Source organism: Fodinicola feengrottensis, from assembly GCF_039530045.1.
Lineage (GTDB): Bacteria > Actinomycetota > Actinomycetes > Mycobacteriales > HKI-0501 > Fodinicola > Fodinicola feengrottensis.
Genome location: NZ_BAAANY010000009.1, coordinates 544,317 through 564,546, shown reverse-complemented (window position 1 = coordinate 564,546; position 20,230 = coordinate 544,317). Strand labels below are relative to the sequence as shown.

Annotated in this window: 18 protein-coding genes; 12 read left to right on the top strand and 6 right to left on the bottom strand. The window is 65.7% G+C overall.

Annotated features, from left to right (window positions below; all coding sequences use genetic code 11):
• Positions 1 to 313: 313 nt before the first annotated feature.
• The gene (locus ABD301_RS15180; protein WP_344310843.1) at positions 314 to 2,341 is read left to right on the top strand and encodes a S53 family peptidase; all 2,028 of its coding nucleotides are present in this window, start codon (positions 314 to 316) and stop codon (positions 2,339 to 2,341) included.
• A gap of 53 nt (positions 2,342 to 2,394) precedes the next feature.
• On the opposite strand, the gene ABD301_RS15175 is transcribed toward ABD301_RS15180, so the two are convergent.
• From ABD301_RS15175 to ABD301_RS15165, 3 genes are all read right to left on the bottom strand, one after another.
• Positions 2,395 to 3,927, bottom strand: coding sequence for an AMP-binding protein (locus ABD301_RS15175; RefSeq protein WP_344310841.1), 1,533 nt, complete (start codon positions 3,925 to 3,927; stop codon positions 2,395 to 2,397).
• Positions 3,928 to 3,996: 69 nt separating this feature from the next.
• Complete coding sequence (locus ABD301_RS15170) at positions 3,997 to 5,112, bottom strand: DUF5938 domain-containing protein (RefSeq protein WP_344310839.1); 1,116 nt, start codon at positions 5,110 to 5,112, stop codon at positions 3,997 to 3,999.
• Positions 5,113 to 5,148: 36 nt separating this feature from the next.
• Positions 5,149 to 5,952 (bottom strand): SDR family NAD(P)-dependent oxidoreductase, encoded by an 804-nt coding sequence (locus ABD301_RS15165; protein WP_344310837.1) that lies wholly within the window; start codon positions 5,950 to 5,952, stop codon positions 5,149 to 5,151.
• A gap of 204 nt (positions 5,953 to 6,156) precedes the next feature.
• Between ABD301_RS15165 and ABD301_RS15160 the strand changes: the two genes are divergently transcribed.
• Entirely contained in the window at positions 6,157 to 6,795 is a 639-nt protein-coding gene (locus ABD301_RS15160; protein WP_344310836.1) for a TetR/AcrR family transcriptional regulator, read from the top strand.
• A 162-nt stretch (positions 6,796 to 6,957) separates the two neighbouring features.
• Positions 6,958 to 7,362 carry an SgcJ/EcaC family oxidoreductase gene (locus ABD301_RS15155; RefSeq protein WP_344310834.1) on the top strand — a complete coding sequence of 135 codons (405 nt, stop codon included), beginning with the start codon at positions 6,958 to 6,960 and terminating at the stop codon, positions 7,360 to 7,362.
• A 23-nt stretch (positions 7,363 to 7,385) separates the two neighbouring features.
• On the opposite strand, the gene ABD301_RS15150 is transcribed toward ABD301_RS15155, so the two are convergent.
• The 3 genes from ABD301_RS15150 to ABD301_RS15140 all read right to left on the bottom strand — a co-directional run bounded on the left by ABD301_RS15150 (position 7,386) and on the right by ABD301_RS15140 (position 10,276).
• Complete coding sequence (locus ABD301_RS15150; protein WP_344310832.1) at positions 7,386 to 8,177, bottom strand: SDR family NAD(P)-dependent oxidoreductase; 792 nt, start codon at positions 8,175 to 8,177, stop codon at positions 7,386 to 7,388.
• Positions 8,174 to 9,469, bottom strand: a complete 1,296-nt coding sequence (locus tag ABD301_RS15145) for an enolase C-terminal domain-like protein (RefSeq protein ID WP_344310830.1) — start codon at positions 9,467 to 9,469, stop codon at positions 8,174 to 8,176. Before ABD301_RS15145 ends, ABD301_RS15150 begins: the two co-directional genes overlap by 4 nt.
• 117 nt (positions 9,470 to 9,586) lie before the next feature.
• Positions 9,587 to 10,276: a GntR family transcriptional regulator gene (locus ABD301_RS15140; RefSeq protein WP_344310828.1), complete on the bottom strand. Its 690-nt coding sequence runs from the start codon at positions 10,274 to 10,276 to the stop codon at positions 9,587 to 9,589.
• 87 nt (positions 10,277 to 10,363) lie between these two features.
• On the opposite strand from ABD301_RS15140, the gene ABD301_RS15135 reads away from it, so the two are divergent.
• From ABD301_RS15135 to ABD301_RS15095, 9 genes are all read left to right on the top strand, one after another.
• Entirely contained in the window at positions 10,364 to 11,356 is a 993-nt protein-coding gene (locus ABD301_RS15135) for an aldo/keto reductase (protein ID WP_344310826.1), read from the top strand.
• Between the two features lie 67 nt (positions 11,357 to 11,423).
• Positions 11,424 to 12,479, top strand: coding sequence for a sugar ABC transporter substrate-binding protein (locus ABD301_RS15130; protein WP_344310824.1), 1,056 nt, complete (start codon positions 11,424 to 11,426; stop codon positions 12,477 to 12,479).
• Positions 12,464 to 13,975, top strand: coding sequence for a sugar ABC transporter ATP-binding protein (locus ABD301_RS15125; RefSeq protein WP_163567792.1), 1,512 nt, complete (start codon positions 12,464 to 12,466; stop codon positions 13,973 to 13,975). Before ABD301_RS15130 ends, ABD301_RS15125 begins: the two co-directional genes overlap by 16 nt.
• The gene (locus tag ABD301_RS15120; protein WP_344310823.1) at positions 13,962 to 14,954 is read left to right on the top strand and encodes an ABC transporter permease; all 993 of its coding nucleotides are present in this window, start codon (positions 13,962 to 13,964) and stop codon (positions 14,952 to 14,954) included. Before ABD301_RS15125 ends, ABD301_RS15120 begins: the two co-directional genes overlap by 14 nt.
• 1 nt (position 14,955) lies before the next feature.
• Positions 14,956 to 15,801, top strand: a complete 846-nt coding sequence (locus ABD301_RS15115; RefSeq protein ID WP_344310821.1) for an amidohydrolase family protein — start codon at positions 14,956 to 14,958, stop codon at positions 15,799 to 15,801.
• A 155-nt stretch (positions 15,802 to 15,956) separates the two neighbouring features.
• Positions 15,957 to 17,045, top strand: coding sequence for a glycoside hydrolase family 172 protein (locus ABD301_RS15110; protein WP_163567793.1), 1,089 nt, complete (start codon positions 15,957 to 15,959; stop codon positions 17,043 to 17,045).
• A gap of 16 nt (positions 17,046 to 17,061) precedes the next feature.
• Complete coding sequence (locus ABD301_RS15105; protein WP_344310818.1) at positions 17,062 to 18,405, top strand: ABC transporter substrate-binding protein; 1,344 nt, start codon at positions 17,062 to 17,064, stop codon at positions 18,403 to 18,405.
• Positions 18,402 to 19,367: a carbohydrate ABC transporter permease gene (locus ABD301_RS15100; RefSeq protein ID WP_279579885.1), complete on the top strand. Its 966-nt coding sequence runs from the start codon at positions 18,402 to 18,404 to the stop codon at positions 19,365 to 19,367. The genes ABD301_RS15105 and ABD301_RS15100 overlap by 4 nt, the downstream gene beginning before the upstream one ends.
• Entirely contained in the window at positions 19,357 to 20,214 is an 858-nt protein-coding gene (locus ABD301_RS15095; RefSeq protein WP_344310815.1) for a carbohydrate ABC transporter permease, read from the top strand. The genes ABD301_RS15100 and ABD301_RS15095 overlap by 11 nt, the downstream gene beginning before the upstream one ends.
• The last annotated feature ends 16 nt before the right edge of the window (positions 20,215 to 20,230 follow it).

Genomic DNA, 20,230 nt, shown 5'->3' with positions numbered 1-20,230 from the left:
GAGTCTATGGCTGCCGTGCCTCCCGCGGGTGGGCAGCGAGAGAGCCTGCGTGAACGGGCGGAAAGAACTGCGGAAACGCGAGAAAGGGGCCCAACAAAGCTTTACCTCGTGGACCTTTCTTGTCATTATTTGCCGGTACAAGTCGGACACCCCGGCAACCCGAAAGGACAAGTATTTGCATTGTGCTTGCAAGCGGCGGCGGCACGGGAGAAAGTCTGTCCGACCCTTTGTCACAAAATCACATCCGTCGCGGTCACCAGCCGTCGCGGCGATCTGAGTCCGATGCGGGCCCGACGGAAGGAATCACATCCGGATGCGTCAACAACACCTGATCGCCACCGCGGCGGTGGGTGCCGCGGTGGCGCTGTGCGTGCCATTCGGCGCCACGGCGGCCTCGGCGGCTCCCAGCGGGCGAGCTGCCATCAGCGACTCGCAGCCCGACTGGGTGCAGCACTCCGCACCCACCGGCACTGTCGACCAGAACCAGCAGTTGAGCGTGAAGCTCTACCTGGCCGGTCAGAACCAGGCCGGCCTCGCCGCCGCGGCCCGCGCGGTCAGCGACCCGGCCAGCCCGCAATATCGCCATTACCTGTCGCCTGAGCAATACCGGGCGCAGTACGCCCCGAGCGACAACAGCCTCGCCGCGGTCAGGCAGTTCCTCGCCGCGAACAACCTGCACGCCGGCGCGGTGCCGGACAACCGCCTCTACATCAGCGCGACCGGCTCAGTCGCGGACGTGCAGAAGGCCTTCGGTACGTCCGTACGCCAGTACCAGAAGGACGGCCAGACCATCCGGGCCGCCGCCACCCAGACCACCGTCCCGGCGAGCCTGTCCGGCGTGGTGACCGCGGTGTCCGGCATCGCCAGCGTCGGCAACACCATGAAGAACGACCACACGGTCGAGGGAGGTACGACGACGCAGCCCCAGCGGGCCGCGACCCGGTCGGCCAAGGCCAGCCCGGACGCACCGCCGCCGCCCGCCTTCGTGCCGGCGCCGCCCTGCTCGGACTACTTCGCGCAGAAACCCGGCACCGGCCTGCCGACCGCCTACGGCCAAGTGCCGCCGTACGTGACGTGCGGCTACACCCCCGCGCAACTGCAGGGCGCGTACGGGCTGACCCGGTCCGTCCAGCACGGCTTCGACGGCCGCGGTGTGACGGTCGCGATCGTCGACGCGTACGCGGCGCCGACCATCCTCGCCGACGCCAACAAATACGCCACCGACCACGGTCAGCCGGCGTTCCACGGGAACCAGTTCAAGCAGACGCTGCCGCCCTCGTTCTCGTACGGTTACGACGACAAGGTGAACGGCGACCAGTGCGGTGAGCAGGGTTGGTACGGCGAGGAAACCCTCGACGTGGAGGCCGTGCACGCGGTCGCGCCGGGCGCCAACGTCAACTTCGTGGCCAGCGCGAGCTGCAACGACAGTGACTTCCTGGACGCGCTGAACAAGATCGTCGACAAGAAGCTCGCCAACATCGTCTCCAACTCGTGGAGCAGCATCGGCGAGAACGAGGACCCCGATCTCCTGCAGGCGTACCAGCAGGTCTTCTTCCAGGGTGCCCTGCAGGGCGTTGGTTTCTACTTCTCCACCGGTGACGACGGCGACGACTCGACGGTCTCCGACGACCACCAGCCGGAGATCAACTTCCCGGCGTCCGACCCGCTGGTGACGGCGGTCGGTGGCACTTCGCTGGCGGTCACCAAGTCCAACGGCTACGGCGGCGAGACCGGCTGGTCGACCTTCTCCACCACGCTGACCAACGGTCAGTGGGCGACCCCGTTGGCTGGCACGATCTCCGGCGCGGCCGGCGGCGGCACCAGCAAGGTGTTCACCCAGCCGTGGTACCAGCAGGGTGTGGTGCCGGGTTCGATCTCGAAGAAATACAGCAGCACCCCGGCCCGTACCATTCCGGACATCGCCGCGGTGGCGGACGCCAACACCGGTTTCCGGGTCGGCGAGACGCAGACCTTCCTGGACGGTTCGGTGAAGTACGCCGAATACCGGATCGGTGGCACCAGCCTCTCGGCTCCGCTGACCGCCGGCATCATGGCGCTTGCCGACCAGGTTTCCGGGCGCCCGCACGGTTTCGTGAACCCGGCGCTCTACAAGCTGGCCGGCACTGGCGCGCTGCACGACGTGCGCGGCAACCTGTCCATCCCGGCGGTCGCCCGGGTGAACTACAACAACAGCGTCGACGCGAGCGCGGGCACCTCGACCGTCCTGCGTACGTTCAACGTGAAGACGAGCATCTGGGTCCGGTCCGGTTATGACGACGTGACCGGCGTGGGCACCCCGAACGGCGAGGCATTCCTGGCCACCCTCGGGTTCCAGCACTAATCCTGGCAACGAAAAATGGGCCCCTCCACCCGGAGGGGCCCATTTTTGCTTTCCTAGAACGCTTTCAGCTGTGCCTTGACTTCTGCCTTCAGCACCTTGCCCACTTTCGAGCGGGGCAGGTCTGCCCAGATCTCCACTTGTTTGGGGGCTTTCACGCTGCCGATCCGGGCCTTCACGAAGGCGCGTACGTCCTCGGTGGACACACTCTGCCAAGGGTGCAACTGGATCACCGCGGTCACCCGCTCGCCCCATTTTTCGTCCGGCAGGCCGACAACCGCGCAGTCTCGTACGGCCGGGTGCTCCATCAGCGTCTGCTCCACCTCGGCCGAGTAGACGTTGAAGCCACCGGTGATGATCATGTCCTTGGCCCGGTCGACAATGAAAAGGTAGTTGTCCTCGGTGAGATAGCCGATATCCCCGGTGTGATGCCAGCCGTGCCGGCCGACTTCCTCGGTGGCTTCCGGATTCTTGTAGTAGCCGGCCATCACCAGTGAACTCCGTACCACGATCTCGCCGCGCTGGCCGGCCGCCAACTGCTTTCCGTCGTCGTTCACGATCGCCACCTGTACGAGCGGGCTCGGCCGGCCGGCGGACGCGAACCGCTCGGTCGCCGGCGTGCCGTCCGGATGGAAATGGTCGGCCGGCGCCATCGTGGAAATCATCATCGGCGCCTCGGTCTGACCGAACAGCTGCCCCATCACCGGACCGACACGCACCAGCGCCTCGGCCAGCCGGGCCGCCGACATGGGCGCCGCGCCGTACCAAAGACATCGCAACGAACTGAGGTCCGCGTACGGCAGATCAGGTTGCCCGAGAAGCATGTAGATCAGTGTCGGCGGCAGGAAAGTGTGCGTGACCGAGTGACTTTTCACCAGTTCCAGGAAAACTTTCAGGTCCGGAGCTCGCATGATGATGATTTGGCCGCCGGAAGCCAGAATCGGGAAGCACAGCACTCCGGCCGCGTGCGTCAGCGGGGCCAGCGCGAGATAGACCGGACGGTCCCCTATCGGGTAGCTCATGAGCGTCAACGCGGTCATCGTTTCGATGTTCCGCCCGGTCAGCATCACACCCTTCGGCTTGCCGGTGGTGCCGCCGGTACCCACGATCATCGCGGTGTCGTCGACCGCCTCCCGTTGCCATGGCCCGGCCGGCAGCCCGGCCACCCACTGGTCGAAGTGGATCGCCGTCGGCAGGTCCTGGTCGAGACAGACCAGTGTCTTCACTTGGGGCAGTAGCGGGAAAATCCGTTCGACCAGTGGCGCGAAGGACGCCTGGAAGATCAGGCAGCTGCAGTCGAAGAAATCCAGCAGTTCGCGGTTCTCGTCGGCCTCGTTGCGCGGATTGATCGGGCACCACACCGCGCCGGCCCGAGAAATCCCGAAAACACACGAAAACGCGAGCGGATCGTTGGCCGACAGGATGGCCACCTTCTCGCCCGGTCGCACCCCGGACCGGTCCAGCGCCCGCGCGATTCCCCACGACAGGTCCTGCACTTGCGCGTACGACAGCGTCTGGCTATCGGTTGTCAGGCAAGGTAGATCCGGGCCGAGCGAGGCCCCTTTGTCCAGGTAGTCGGTCAAACGCACGGCGCCGCCCTCGGTTTTGGCTACCAGCCGGCAGCAGGCTCCCCATGCCGGGAACCCGCCGCCGGTCCGCTAGTTGACAGTGAGTTCGGGCTCCAGAACCAACCCGAAATTCTTCAGCACTCCGAGCAACTCCCGGTGCCCAAATGCCTGGCAGGCCGAGGCCAGGCCGGTCCGCCGAGGCGCCTGCTGCAGCAGCGAATATGCCGCGTACGCCTGCAAAAGACCGGTCTGCTTGTAGTTGCTGTTCCCGTGGATCACGCAATGTGCGCGACCGAGCGGGCCGGACGCGTACACCGAGTCCAGCGAGGTGTTGACCCGCGGGTTCTCCCGTGGCGGCATGCCCGCCTGGACGGAAGCGGCGACCTCGGCCAGGGCCGCGTCCTGCTGGTCGGCGGGCAGGGTTTTGATCTGTTCCTCCACCAGATTCACCGTCGCGACGACCCCCTCCATCACCGCACGGTCGAAAACCCCGCCGACGACCTTGCAGGACGCCACTCGCGGGTCGTTCTTGAACCACACCGGATGACTCGTGCCGCCCCACGGCACCGCCAGCGCGGTCGCGTGCTGGCCGGGCACGTTCACCTCGAACTTGGACCGCGGATCCCATTTCCGCAGCTGGTTGTTCTCCAGGTAGAACCAGTCCGCCTTGAGGATCGTGAAGATCGTCTGGGTCGACGCGTACGTCGGAAAACCCTTCCACAGCACCAGAATGTCGAGGGTGTCCAGGCCTGGCGTCTCCAGGCAGATGTTCGCCGCGATCTCGCCGGTGGTGTACATCTGGGCGATGCCAGGGGAAAGCAGCAGGCCTTTCGCGGCGAACTGAGCACCGAACTGCTCCTGGGCGGCGAGCACCCAGTCCTGTTCGCCGGTGGTGTCGAGGTAATGCGTACCAGCGTTCAGGCAGGCCTGCGCGACTTCCGGGCCATGCTTGATGAACGGGCCGACCATGTTGCTGACGACCTTGGCGCCGCTGAAAAGTTCGGTCAGCGCGTCCACGTCGTGCTCGACCTCGACCACCTCGTGCTCGACATCCTCGATGCCCGGAACCTTGTCCAGCACCTCCTGGACGCGCTTCGCGTCCCGACCGGCGGCCACGAACGGGACATGCAACTCGCGCAGGTATTCGCAGACCAGCCGGCCGGTGTAGCCGGAGGCGCCGTAAACGACAACTGGTTTGTCAGTCATGGGAGTGCCTTTCTCGTACGTTCAAGGAAAAGTCGGTCACATGCCCATGCCGCCGTCGACCGGCAGCCCCGCGCCGGTGATGAACCGGGCCGCGTCCGAGGCAAGGAAGACCACCGCGTCGGCCATGTCCGCCGGCTCGCCGAGCCGACCCTGCGGAGTCAGGTCGATCACCGCGCCGACCGCCGCCTCGACGGTCGGATAGAGCCCGAGCGTCACCATGTCCTGAGCGAGCTGCATGCCCATCACGGTCGGCACCAGACCCGGATAAACACAGTTGACCCGTACGCCATAGCCGAGCTTGCCGGACTCCTGCGCGGCCACCCGGGTGAGCCGGTCGACCGCCGACTTGGTGGCGGAATAGCCGGCTATTCCTGGGAAAGCGATGGTCGCGGCGACCGACGCGATGTTCACCACCGCGCCGCCGTTGCCGGCCGCGCCGCCCGGTTTCATGGTCCGGAAAGCGTGCTTGATACCCAACGCGGTGCCGACAACGTTGACGTCCAACATCTTTCGTACGTCCGCGGAGTCGATGTCGATCAACAGCCCGGAAATCTCCACTCCGGCGTTGTTGATGACAATGTCCAGCCCACCGAGCTCGCCGATGGTCGCGGTGATCGCCGACTCCCAACTCGCGTCGTCGGTCACGTCCAACGGCACGAAAGCCGCCGTCGCACCGGAATCCCGCAGTTTGCCAGCGGTTTCCTTGCCGGTGTCCTCCTGGATGTCGGCCACCGCCACCGCCGCGCCGGCCGCCGCCAACGCCTCCGCCATGCTCGCCCCGAGGCCTCGTCCGCCACCGGTCACCAACGCCTTGCGTCCGGTCAGGTCGTACACGCTCATCCGACTCCGCCTCCCAGAGATGGTTCGGGCCCCCGTCCGGGGCCGTTCCGGACCCGATCGGCGCCCGGTGACTCGGGTCACACGCTAGGCAACATCTTGACACTCGTCAAGACTTTCTTGGACGACTGTCAAGACTCCGCCCGTACGGGTAGGGTGCCGGGTTAGACTTGACGCGATGGACGTGGGCTGACCGGGAGATTCGTGATGACGCAGGTGGCGAAGGCAAGCAGGGCGAAGACCCCGCGCCGGCCGCCGGTGGACAAGTTCACCGAGCGCCGCGGCCAGCTCGCCGCGTCCGCGCTCAAGACCCTGTCCGAGCTCGGCTATGCCCGTACGAGCCTGCGCGAGATCGCGCAGAACTCCGAGTTCTCGCACGGGGTGCTGCACTACTACTTCACGGACAAGGTCGACCTGATCACCTTTTGCGTCCGTGAATACAAAATCGAGTGCGCTACCCGCTACGACGACCTCGTCGCCGCCGCCACCTCAGCCAGCGAGCTGCGCACCGGTTTCGCCGCCGCGATGGCCGAAACGCTGTGCGAAGAACCGCACATGCACCGGCTTTGGTACGACCTGCGCAACCAGAGCCTTTTCGAGGAGAGTTTTCGCAAGGACGCGCTGGAAATCGACCAGGTTCTGCAGGACATGATCTGGCGAATCGTCAGCCGCTATGCCGAACTCGCCAGCACGCCTTTGACGGTCACGCCCCGCACCGCATATGCCATGTTCGACGGCGTCTTCCAACTGGCCCTGCTCCACCAGCTCGCCGGCCACGAAGATGCCGCCGGCAATCTCCAGGATGACGTCGTACGCGTCCTGGACAGCCTGTTCCTCGTCTCCTAGTTTCTCCCGCCACCTTTCGGTGCATCTCCAGGCCCGACGTTATGGCAGCTTGCCATATAGCGGATCGCAGCATACGATCAGGGCGCGATCCGTTCTGCGGAGAACCGCAAGATGACGGGCACCGCTTGCCCTGGTAATTCCACCTCTAGAAGGAGAAATTCAATGTCCGCCGAGACCGACACCAGCCAGATCCAGGACCTGCTGCGCCAGCTGACCGCGGCATGGAACAAGGGGGACGCCACCGCGTACGCCGCCCTGTTCGCCGAAAACGCCGACTACATCAGCTGGCTGGGCACTCGCGACAGCGGGCGCGCGGCCATTGAGGCCAGCCATAGTTTTCTCTTTAACGGCCCACTCAAAGGCGTCAAGATGCCCAGCGACGGCGCCGACGCTTCGCTCGATATCCGTTATCTGACACCAGATGTCGCCTTGGTAATTGCCGACGGCGGCAAGCCGGACCACGCACCCGTGACCTCAGTGGTGACCCTCACGGCCGTACGTGCAAACACCGGCTGGCGATTTGCTTTCTTTCAGAACACCCGGAAAACCGCAGTGCCCGCCACATAACCCTCACGTCGAGTAACCGCGCGTCAGCCCTTCGGGCGCAACCGCAGGCCGAACATTCCGCCGTCGACGTTGAGAAGAGTTCCGGTGGTCGACCCGGAAAGGGGCGACGCCAAGTAGCAAATAGCGTGCGCGACTTCCTCGGCCGAGACCAACCGTCCCATCGGCTGCCGGGCTGCCAAAGCGGCCCGCTCAGCTGCCGGATCGGCCGCCGAGTCCAACAACCGGCCCACCCAGGGAGTGTCCGCGGTTCCAGGCGCGACGGCGTTCACTCGTACGCCGTCGGCCACCGCGTCGGCCGCCATCGCCAACGTCAGTGCCGCCAACGCACCTTTGGAAGCGCTGTAAAGCGCGCGTTGCGGAATCCCAGCCACCGCGGCAATAGACGATGTCACCACGACAGCCGCTCGATCGGAATCCCGCAGGGCCGGCAAAGCGGCTCGGACCGTACGCGCCACGCCGAGCACGTTCACGTCGAAAACCCGATGCCATTCGTCATCGGAGTTGTCCTCGACGGTGCCCTGGGCACCGATGCCAGCATTGGCCACCACCACGTCCAGGCGTCCGAACCGCTGCACCGCCAATGCGACCGCGGCGCGTACGGCAGCGTCGTCCCGTACGTCACATTTGAGGCCCAGCAACGGTTCGGGCACCTCGTCGGAGAGGTCCAGGCAAGCCACCTGAGCGCCGCGACTGGCCAACAGCACGGCGGTGGCCAGCCCGATGCCGGACGCTCCGCCAGTGACTATCGCGGCCGTGCCGGCGAAATCGGCGCCGGTCAGTGCGCCGGCCATCATGCTGTCGAATTCGTCGCTCACTGCGCCCTCCACTCTGGACCATCCGGAAAACTGAACCGGGCCACCGAATCCGGATGCATTTGCGCCCCGATCCCCGGACTGTCCGGCGCCACATAGCGGCCACCGCTGACCCGGGCCGGCACCTGGAAATGCTCGTGCAGGTGGTCCGCCCACTCCAGCGGCCGGCTGTCATGAGTGCCGGACACCGCCACATAGTCAAACATGGCCAGATGTTGGACCAGCTCGGACAGCCCCACTCCGCCGGCATGGGGACACACTGGGACGCCGAACTTGGCTGCCAGCAACAAGATCGCCAGGTTCTCGTTCACGCCACCGACCCGGCAGGCGTCGATCTGTACGACATCGAGCGCCTCGGCCTGCAGGAGCTGCTTGAAAACCACCCGGTTCTGGACGTGCTCACCGGTAGCCACCGGGATCGGCGCCACCCCGCGGCGGATCGCCGCGTGGCCGAGAATGTCGTCCGGCGAGGTGGGTTCCTCGATCCAGGCCGGCCGGAAGTCGCGCAGCTCGTTCATCCAGGTGATCGCCTCGGCCACATCCCAGCGCTGGTTGGCGTCGGTGGCTACCCCGATGTCCGGCCCGACCACCTCACGGGCGAGCGCCATCCGGCGCTTGTCGTCGTCCAGGTTGTCGCCAACTTTCAGTTTGATCTGACCGAAACCGGCGTCCACCGCGGCCCGAGCGAGGCGGGCCAGCTTCTCGTCCGAATAGCCCAGCCAGCCCGGGGTCGTCGTGTACGCCGGGTGACCTTCGGTTCGCAGCAACGCCTCCCGCTCCGCCCGACCAGAGCTTTTCCCCCGTAGCAGCTCAACTGCCTCATCCGGGGTCAACGCGTCGGTCAGATAGCGGAAATCGACCAGCTCGACCAGCTCTTGGGGGCTGAGATCGGCCAAATACTTCCATAGCGGTTTGCCGGCTCGCCGGCAAGCGAGGTCCCAGACGGCGTTGACCAGGCACCCGATCGCCATGTGCATGACGCCCTTTTCCGGGCCCAGCCAGCGAAGTTGCGAGTCGTAAACCAGAGCGCGGGAAAATCCGCCCAGGTCGTCGCACAGCTCGTCCACGTCCCGGCCGACGATGTACGGCGACAGCGACTCGACTGCCGCGGCCACCACGTCGTTACCGCGGCCGATGGTGAAGACCAGGCTGTACGCGACCGGGTCGGCCTCGGTGTGCAGCGTCAAATACGCGGCGGAGTAGTCCGGGTCCGGGTTCATCGCGTCCGACCCGTCCAACTCCCGGGAAGTGGGGAACCGCACGTCCGAAACGGTGAGGGCGCTGATACGCGGCATAGGAGAACCCCTTGGTGTCCAGGCAGGAACATCTTGCGAACGACCCTAGCAAACTCGCCAGATTTCCTATAGGAAATTCCCTGATGGCCTAGCGCACACTCGGGAGGAGGCCACGTGTCAGTCGGTGCTGGTGGCGACAACCAGCCTGCGCAACGCCTTTTCCAGGTGTCGGCGCATGGCCTTCTCGGCCGCTTCCGGCCGGCCGCCGACAATCGCCTTCACCACTGCACGGTGCTCGGCCACCGCCTGCGACCCGATGCCGCTGGAGTAGTAGAGCCGGAAGGTGTGCAGGTGACAGTGGGTACGCTCCAGCGCCAGCCGAAGCGGTTCGTTGCCCGACAGTTGGGCAACCAGGTCGTGGAAACGAGAGTCATGCATGGTCAGCGACTTGAAAGTGTCGTATTCGCCGCTTTCCGGCACGTCCGCGCCGCTGTCCATCTCGGCTTCCAACGCGGCGACGCCGGCGTCGTTCACCCGCTCGGCCGCATGCGCGGCGGCCCACGGCTCGATCAGCAGCCGGAAGTCGTACAAGGCGGTCAGCTCCTGGGTGGTCAGCAACGGAGTGGCCCGATAGCCACGCAGCGGCTGCTTCACCACCAGGCCGTCCGACTCCAGCCGGGCCAGCGCCTCCCGCAGCGGCGTCGGCGACACCTGCAGGTCGCGAGCCAGCCCGTCGATGGACATCCGCGCGCCAGGCTCGACGATATGGTCCATGATCAACGCTTTCACGGATTCATAGACGTCGTCGGAAAGCACGTTTCGCTGCGGGAGCCGTACGCTCGCGCGGTCCGCCGGTACGGATGTCATGTCAGCCGGCCCCCTTCTCGGTCGCTGGCACCAGCCGGAGCCGGTGCCGAGACTTATAGCCTATTCGATGTAGGAAATGAGATCAGCATGACGCATCTCGCCGAACAGCGCCGCGTTCTGGGCCACAGCACAGTATCTGTCACCAGGCTGGGGCTGGGCTGTGCGGCGCTCGGCGGACTTTTCCAGCATGTCGCCGAGTCCGGCGCGCAGGCCACCATCGCCACCGCGTTGTCCTCGGGCATCGGCTATCTCGACACCGCGCCGCAGTACGGGCACGGGGTGTCGGAGCGACGGTTGGGCCGTGCGCTCGCTGGCCGGGACCGTGACTCGTACGTGCTGTCCACCAAGGTCGGCCGGCTCGTGCACCCGCGGCCAGGCGGACCGACCGGCATCTTCGCCGACGGCGAACCGGCCGACCTGGTCTTCGACTTCAGCGCCGCCGGAATTTCCCGATCTTTGGAGGCCAGCCTGGACAGACTCGGGCTGGACCGCGTCGACATCGCGTATATCCACGACCCGGACGACCACGAAGAGGCCGCCCTGGACACCGCGTACGGGCGCCTGCACGAACTCCGGGAGCAGGGCGTGGTCGGTGCGATCGGGGTCGGCATGAATCAGTCGCGGATCCCGACCAGGTTCGTCCGGGAAACCGACATCGACGCGGTCCTGCTGGCCGGCCGCTGGACGCTGCTGGACCAGAGCGGCGCCGCGGACCTGCTGCCGGCGTGCGTCGAGCGAGGCGTCAGCGTGGTCATCGGCGGTGTTTTCAACTCCGGCGTACTGGCTGATCCGCAGGCACAGGCGCGGTACGACTACGGCGTTGCGCCGCGGCCAGTGGTGGACAGGGCGCTGCGGATGCAGGAGGTCTGCGAGCGGCACGGGGTGCCCTTGAAGGCGGCCGCGCTGGCCTTCGCCGCCTCCCATCCGGCGGTCGCGACCGTCCTGCTGGGCGCTCGCAGTGCCGACGAGGTCGCCGACGGTGTCGACATGTTCGAACGGGACGTGCCGGCCGCGCTGTGGGACGAGCTGGTCCATGCTGGATTGCTCGACAGCGCGTACAAACCCGGAGCGCTCACTTGACAGGCACGCCCGCGACCCAGAAGATGAAACACCCTATAGGATCTTCGGTCAGCTGGCGAGGTTTCGTATGCACCGATCACGCTTTACCGCCCTTCTCGCCGTCGCGGCGGTGGCCTGCGCCGGCCTGTTGACCGGCTGCGGCAGCGGCTCCGGCAGCATCGCGGGCGCGAAGGTGGGGATCGATTTTCCGCGCTCGGACTCGGACTTCTGGAACTCCTACAACAGTTTCGTGCCGCAGAAGGCAGCCGGCCTCGGCGTCTCACTGCTGCCGCCGACCAACTCCGGGAACGACATCGGCAAGCTGGTCGCGAACGTCCAGTCGCTGGTGACCCGGGGCGCCAAGGCGATCGTGATGGCGCCACAGGACACCGGTGCCATCAAGTCCACTTTGGACAGTCTGGACACCAAGAAGATCCCGGTGGTGTCGGTGGACACCCGGCCAGACGCTGGCAAGGTTTTCATGGTCGTACGGGCCGACAACAAGGCGTACGGCCAGAAAGCCTGCACGTACCTTGGCGAAACCCTGCACGGCGCCGGAAACGTGGTGGAATTCCAGGGCGACCTCGCGTCCATCAACGGCCGCGACCGGTCCGAAGCCTTCGCCACCTGCATGAAGCAGAACTACCCGAAGATCGTGGTGCACGAGGTGCCCACCCAGTGGCTGGCGGACAAGGCCTCGGCGGGCCTGCAGACCGTGCTGAGCCAGACCAACAACAACATCCAGGGCATCTACATGCAGGCCGGTGGCGTGTTCCTGGCGCCCACGATCGCGCTGCTCAAACAGAAAGGTCTGCTGAAGAAGGCCGGCACTCCCGGGCATATCCAGATCGTGTCGAATGACGGCATCAAGCAGGAGCTGAGCGGCATCGCCAGCGGGGACATCGACGCGACAGTGTCGCAGCCAGCTGACACGTACGCGTATTACGGCCTCTATTACGCGAAGGCGGCACTGGCCGGCAGGACCTTCAAGCCCGGTCCGACCGATCACGGCAGCACGATCATCCAGCTGCCGAACGGTTTGGAGGACCAGTTGCCAGCACCACTGGTCACCCTGACTCCGCAGAAAATTGGCTCGTACCAGACGATCGCCTCGACGGACAAGAGCCTGTGGGCGAACCAGTAACCCCGATCGCGCAGGCGCGCGGAGTCACCAAACGCTTCGGTACGACGGTCGCTCTGGACGACGTGTCGCTGTCGATCGTGCCCGGCGAGACCCACGCGCTGGTCGGCCGCAACGGCGCCGGCAAGTCCACTTTGGTGTCGCTGCTGACCGGCCTGACCGGCGCGGACTCCGGAACCGTGCTTTTCAACGGAGAAGCCGCGCCGGCGATCTCGGATCGAGATGGCTGGCGGCAGCGAGTGGCCTGTGTTTACCAACACTCGACCATCATCAAAACGCTCAGCGTGGCCGAAAACCTGTTTCTCAACCGGCAAAGCGAGCGCGGCCCGATTTCCTGGCCAGGACTGCGCAGACGGGCCGCTGAGCTGCTTGAGTCGTACGAGGTGGACGTGAACCCCGAGCAGCTGGCGGGGGACCTGACCGTCGAGCAGCGGCAGATGGTGGAGGTCGCCCGGGCGCTCAGCCACGGCGCCCGGTTTGTCGTCATGGACGAGCCGACCGCGCAGCTGGACGCCGGCGGGATCGCCCGACTGTTCCGCAAAGTGCGGGCGCTGCAGGAGCGCGGCGTGACCTTCTGCTACATCTCGCATCACCTGGAGGAGATTTACCAGCTCTGCCAACGGGTCACCGTGCTTCGCGACGCCCGGCACATCATCACCGCGCCGGTCGACGAGCTGGACACCGACGCGCTGGTCGCCGCCATGACCGGCCCGGAGGCGGCCGCCAGCCACCTGCTGGGCGAGACTTCCAGCCGTACCCGCAAATCCGGCCCGCCAGCGCTGGCCGTACGCGAGCTGACACTGGCCGGCTCGTACGAATCGGTGTCGTTTTCGGTCGCCCCAGGGGAAATCGTGGGAGTCGCCGGCTCGGCCAGCAGCGGCGCGGTGGCGCTCGCGGAGACCCTGGCCGGCATGCGATCGCCCACGTCCGGTGTCGTGGAGGCCGCCGGCCAGCGCGTACGAGCGGGCAGCGTGCCGGACGCGCTGAAGGCCGGCATCGGCTTCGTACCGCAGGATCGCCGCGCCACCGGTTTCGTACCGGAGCTGTCGATGGCCGAAAACGCCACCATGACCGTGCCCCGGCGGCTCGGCCGGGCCGGTTTCCTTTCCCCGCGCCGAAAAGCGGCGCTGGCGAACGAAGCCGTACGAACGCTGGACATCAAGACGCCGTCGATCACTACCCCGCTCTACGGCCTTTCCGGCGGCAACCAACAAAAAGTCGTGATGGCCCGAGCACTGGCCAGTGAACCCTGCGCCCTGGTCCTCATCGGCCCCACCGCCGGGGTGGATATTCGCGCCAAGGAAACACTTCTGGCCGCCATTGACGCCGCGGCCGCGGCCGGCGCGGGCGCTTTGATCGTCTCCGACGAGCTGGACGACCTGCGCGGCTGCGACCGAGTGCTGGTGATGTTCGCCGGCCGGCTGACCGCGGAACAGAGCAAGGGCTGGCAGGACGCCGACCTCGTGGCCGGAATGGAAGGTACGCGTGACGACCGTTAGTAATGAGGTGCCGATAGCCCGTCGCGCCAACGCGATCATCTGGGTCAACCGGTTACGCGAGATGGCGATGATCCCAGTCATCGTCGTGCTGATGATCGTCGGCTTCATCATCGCGCCGGACACGTTCCTCAGTGTCGAGAACCTGATGAACGTCCTTCAGCAACAGAGCGAGCTTTCGCTGCTCGTCCTGGCCGAGGCGTGCATCCTCATCACCGGCCGTTTCGACCTCTCGCTGGAATCCACCATTGGTCTGGCACCCGCACTCGGCCTGCTCGTACCGATGTATTTTGGCTTGCCGACGGTCTGGGCGGTCCCAATCTGCCTGGGCGTCGGCATTCTGATCGGCGTCTTCAACGGAACCCTGGTGGTCCGTTTCGGGCTGAACGCGTTCATTGTCACGCTCGGCATGCTGATCGTGCTGCGCGGTCTGCAGACCGGTACAAGCGCCGGCAAGAGCCTTTTCCAGGAACCGGCGTCTTTTTCTTACCTGGGCTCGGCGAGCTGGTTCGGCATTCCAGTCTCCATCCTGGTCTGCATCGCGGCGTACGCGATTGGCATCGTCACACTGCGGTATTTCCGTGCCGGACGGGCGCTGTACGCGATCGGCGGCAACGTCGACGCGGCCCGCGCAGCGGGCATTCGTACCGGCCGCACAGTATGGGGCGTCTATGCGATAGGTGGGTTTCTGGCCGCCCTCGCTGGCGTGATGATGGCCGGCCGGCTCGGGTCGGTGGCCGCCAGCCAGGGCAACGGGATGATCTTCACGGTGTTCGCCGCGGCGGTGATCGGTGGCATCAGCCTCAACGGTGGGCGGGGCACCCTGTTCGGCGCCCTGTGTGGGGTCATCGTCCTCGGACTGATCCAGAACATCCTGCTGCTGGCCGGCGTCGATCCGCTGTGGAATCCGGCCATCAACGGCGCGATCATCCTGGTCGCCCTGATCCTGACCCGCCTCACCAGTGGGAAGTCGCAGAACTGAGATGGTGGTCGACGCGCATCATCATCTGTGGGATCTGGACGTACGGGATCAGGAGTGGATCACCGGCGCGGCGATGGCACCGATCCGGCGGAGTTTCGGGATTCAGGACCTGAAGCCGCTGGCCGCGAAGGCCGGCGTCGATGCGACGGTGGTCGTCCAGACCGTGTCGGTGGCGGAAGAGACACCTGAGCTGTTGGCGATCGCCGCCGAGGAGGCGCTGCTAGCGGCAGTGGTGGGATGGGTGGACCTCACCGCGGACGGTGTGGCCGAGCGGCTGGCGGAGCTGCGGGAGCTGCCTGGCGGGGAGTTCCTCAAGGGGATCCGGCATCAGGTGCAGGGCGAGCCCGACCCCCGGTGGCTCTGCCGTGAGGACGTACGCCGGGGCCTGCGCGCGGTGGGCGCGGCGGGGCTCGCGTACGAGCTGCTGACGTTGCCTTCGCAGCTGGCGGCCGCCACCGAGACGGTGACGGCGCTGGAGGACGTGCGGTTCGTCCTGGATCACTGTTCGAAGCCACCGGTAGCGACTGGCGAGATCGAGCCGTGGGCTTCGCTCATCCGCGATCTGGCCCGCCGGCCCAACATCACCTCCAAGCTCTCCGGGCTGGTCACCGAGGCCGACTGGGCCCGCTGGACGCTCGACGACCTGCGCCCGTACGCGGACGTGGTGCTGGCCGCCTTCGGGCCGGACCGGCTGATGGCCGGCTCGGACTGGCCGGTGTGCACGCTGGCCGGCTCGTACGAACGCGTGCTGGCCACCGCTGACGACCTGATCAAAGACCTCTCGCCAACCGAACAACACACGGTCCGGGCCGGCACCGCGCAGCGTGTGTACGGGCTCACCGGGTGACCGGGTTTCGCAAGCTGGGAGACCGGTTGCGGCCCGCATTCCGGCCATAACGGGAGGCCTGGGACGGGAGTCCTTGACGTAGGTCACATGGCGGACCTAGGGTCACGAGAAATCGTTTACTCACGTTGGTTTACTTACTCCGGGTTAACAAAGGGATGACCGTGACATCAGGTTTCGTGGGCGGAGGTCTGGGCCAGCTGTCGGTGCGTACGACCGCGCGAACCCGCTCCATCAGCGCCGAGAACGTCACCGGCGAAAAGGGCCGCGGCGCGATGGCGACCGAGGGCACCGGCTCGCACGCGGCCTCCGACCTTGGCCGCGGCTGGAAAGTCTCGCCGAGCGTGAAGATCGCCGCCGGCCAGACGTACACCATCGCCGACATCACCGGTCCGGGCGTTATCCAGCACATGTGGCTCACCACCCACTACAAGGCGTGGCGGCGCACGATTCTGCGGTTTTACTGGGACGGCGAGGCCACCCCCGCGGTGGAGGTGCCACTGGGTGATTTCTTCTGCAACGGCTGGAGCGAGTTCAGCCAGGTCAGCTCGCTGCCGATCGCGGTCAACCCGAACGGCGGTTTCAACAGCTACTGGGAAATGCCGTTCCGGACGGCCGCCAAGATCACCCTGGAAAACGTCGGCGACGACGAGGTGGTGCTTTATTACCAGGTCGATTACAGCGAAACCGAGGTGCCGGAGCAGGCCAGCTATTTCCACGCCCAGTGGCGGCGGAACAATCCGCTGCCGTACGGCGAAGTGCACACCATCCTGGAAGGCGTCCAAGGTGCCGGGCATTACGTCGGGACGTACCTTGCCTGGGGCGTCAACAACAACGGCTGGTGGGGCGAGGGCGAGATCAAGTTCTACCTGGACGGCGACCAGGAATTCCCGACCATCTGCGGCACCGGCACCGAGGACTACTTCGGCGGTGCCTGGGATTTCGAGCTCCCGGAAATCGGCTACCAGGTTTTCACCACACCGTTCCTCGGGCTGAACCAGGTCATCAAGCCGGACGGGCTCTATCAGAGCCAACAGCGTTTTGGCATGTATCGCTGGCATGTTCCGGACCCGATCCGGTTCGCGCAGGACATCAAGGTGACCATCCAGGCGTTGGGCTGGCGCGGCCCGAGTGGCAAATACCTGCCGCTGCAGGACGACATCGCCTCCACCGCGTTCTGGTATCAGGCGGAGCCGGCCGGCGCCAACCCGGCTACCCCGCACCGTGACCACATTGAGGTCATCTAGCATTTCTGGAGGCCACATGGCCAACGGCATCTCCCGCCGCACCCTGCTGAAGGCGGGAATCGGCACGGCCGCCGCAGCGACGGCCGGCGCTGCGGCGCTGGCCGGCTGCGGGCGTACGACCGCGGGCAGCTCCGAACCGCTGGAGTTCTGGAACTTCTACACGCCGAACCCGTTGCGTACGCCCACGTCCATCGCCCAGGGCGGCTGGTTCGACACGTTCATCGCGGACTGGAACAAGAAGAACAAACAGCAGGTCAAGCCGATTTTCATCCCGAACTACACCGGTACGAACAAGGTGCAGACCTCGTTCGCGGCCGGCAGCGGGCCGGACATCTTCCTGATGAGCCCCGGCGATTTCCTGCGCTACTACAACGGTGGCGTGTTGCAGGACCTCACGCCGTACATGACCAAGGAAGCGATCGCCGACTTCCTGCCCGGAGCGCTGGACACTCGTACGGTCGACGGCCATGTTTACGCGCTGCCGATGGAACAGGAACCGTTGGCCATCTATTACAGCGAAAAGGTCTGGGAGGACGCCCACCTCTCCGAAGGGGACATCCCGAAGACCTGGGACGCGATGCTGGAGTTGGCCGCGAAACTGGAAACCAAGGATCGAGCCGGGCTGGTTTTCGAGCCGGGCCAGGGTTATTTCCAGAACTTCACCTGGTATCCGTGGATGTGGCAGGGCGGCGCGGACGCGGTCGGCGGCGACGGGAAGTCGGCTTTCGACACCAAAGGGGCGATCCAGGCCCTGCAGCTGTTCCAGGACGGTGTCGTCAAGGGAGTGTCGCCGCGTACCAACCCGGCCGCCGGCGACCTGCCAGCAGCGCTCGACAAGGGCCAGGCCGCGATGTGGCAGAGCGGTATCTGGAATGTCGCGGACTTTCGCTTGCGGCTACCCAAAACGAGATACGGCATCTTCCGGTTGCCGACCCCGTCGGGTGGCCGGTACGCCACCATCGCCGGCGGATGGGCCTTCGTGGCCAACAAGAACGGCCGCAATCCGGAGGCCGCCGCGAAGTTCTGCGTGGAGGCGGTCGGCTCGATGGACCCGGCCTCGGTCAAGCGCGTCGCGGACTGGTGCACGGTGGCCAAAAGCGATATCTCGCCGCGAAAGTCGGCGCTGGACCTGGGCACCGCCCGAGGCGGCTACAGCACGCCGATCATGAAACAGTTCAAGGACGACATCTATCCTGGTACGCGCGGTGAACCGCGCTATCCACCGGTCATCTACAAGGCGATCTCCGACGCGATCCAGAACACCATGCTGGCTGGCCACAAAGCGGCCGACGAAGCCGAAATCGCCGGCGCGTCCATCGACGCTTACCTGAAGTCCTATGAGGGGGCGAAAATCCTGTGACCGCACCTACCTCGGCCAGAACAGCCTCCAAGACGGCGTCCAGCGAGCTGCCCGCGACCGCGGCCAAAAGCCCGAAGCTCAACCGGCGGCAGCGCGAAGGCTGGGCCGCCGCGCTTTTCCTGGCCCCGGATGTCATCGGCCTGACCATCTTCATCGGACTGCCGATGGTGCTGTCGTTCGTCCTGAGCCTTTTCCAGGTCAGCGGCTTCGGCCAGTACACGTTCATCGGTTTCGCCAACTACCAACGGATTTTCGCCGACCCGGTGTTCTACTCGAGCCTGCGTACGACCCTCATCTACGTGGTCTGCCTGGTCCCTGGCGGCTTCGTCGCCAGCCTGCTGTTGGCGTTGTTGGTTCGACAGAAACTGCCCGGCGTAGGCTTCTTCCGGACGGCCTATTTCCTGCCGTTCTCGATCAGCATTGTCGTAGTGGCACTGATCTGGCGTTTCATGCTCGACGACCAGGTCGGCGTGGTGAACCAGGTGCTCGGCTGGGTCGGTATCCCGCCGCAGTCCTGGCTGGGCAACCCACAGCTGGCCCTGGGCACCGCGGTGGTGGTCACCATCTGGGTGCAGATGGGTTACTACATGGTCATCCTGCTCGGCGGCCTGCAGGACATTCCCACCGAGTTCTACGAAGCGGCCCGAATCGACGGCGCGAGCGCGTGGGCGAATTTCCGGCACATCACCTGGCCACTGCTGAAGCCGACCAGTTTCTTCGTACTCCTGACTTCCACGGTGGCCGCCCTCACCGGCGCTTTCGACATGATCTACGTACTCACCAAAGGTGGCCCGGCGAACAGCACGAACGTGCTGATCTTCTATATCTACCAACAGGCTTTCCAGTACGGCGAATACGGCTACGCGGCCGCTATCGGCACTTTCCTGGTGCTGATCATGCTGGCCTGTTCGACGGCCATCTTCGTGACCACCCGGGGAGGGCGTTTCAGCTATGGCGACTGAGCGAATCGTGCCGGCCCGGCGGCGGATGCGGCCGGCCACCATGTTCCAGTTGGTCGCCGCGATCGCGGTCGCCGTCTTCGCGCTTTTCCCGTTGCTGTGGCTGTTCACCGGCGGGTTCAAGACCCAGACCGAGGCCAGCACCGGCGCTTTCTGGCCGTCCCACCCGACCCTGGACAACTTCGTCTTCATCTTCACCCAGGTGCCGTTCCTGCGTTATCTGCTGAACAGCTTCTTCGTCTCGGCGATTGTCACCGTGGTCGCGCTGTTCTTCCACTCGATGGCCGCGTACGCGCTCGCCAGGCTCCGATTCCGCGGCCGGGACACGGTCTTCATGCTGGTCTTCGCGACCCTTCTGGTGACCGCGCCGGTCATTCTGGTGCCGCTGTTCGTGGTCGTACGAGAGCTGCACATGTTGAACAACTACGCCGGCCTGATCGTGCCGGCGCTGTTCAACGCCTTCGGTATCTTCCTGCTCCGGCAGTACTACATCACCATCCCGAAGGAGCTGGAAGAAGCCGCGATCGTGGACGGCTGCGGCTACTGGCGGGTGTACTGGAACATGATCCTGCCGCTGTCCCGGCCCATCCTCGCGGCGCTCACGGTGTTCTTCTTCCTGGCCAACTGGAACGCCTTCGTATGGCCGCTGATCGTGCTCGCCGACGACAAGTACTTCACCGTGCAGGTCGGGTTGCAGCTGCTCCAGGACCAGGTCACCGTCGGCGGCGGCGCCAACTGGTCGTACCTGCTGGCCGGCTCGACGCTGACCGCGCTGCCGACCATGATCCTGTTCTTCTTCCTGCAGCGCCGGCTGGTGGAGTCGATCAAGACCTCAGGCCTCAAGGGCTGACTTTGACCAACGGCTT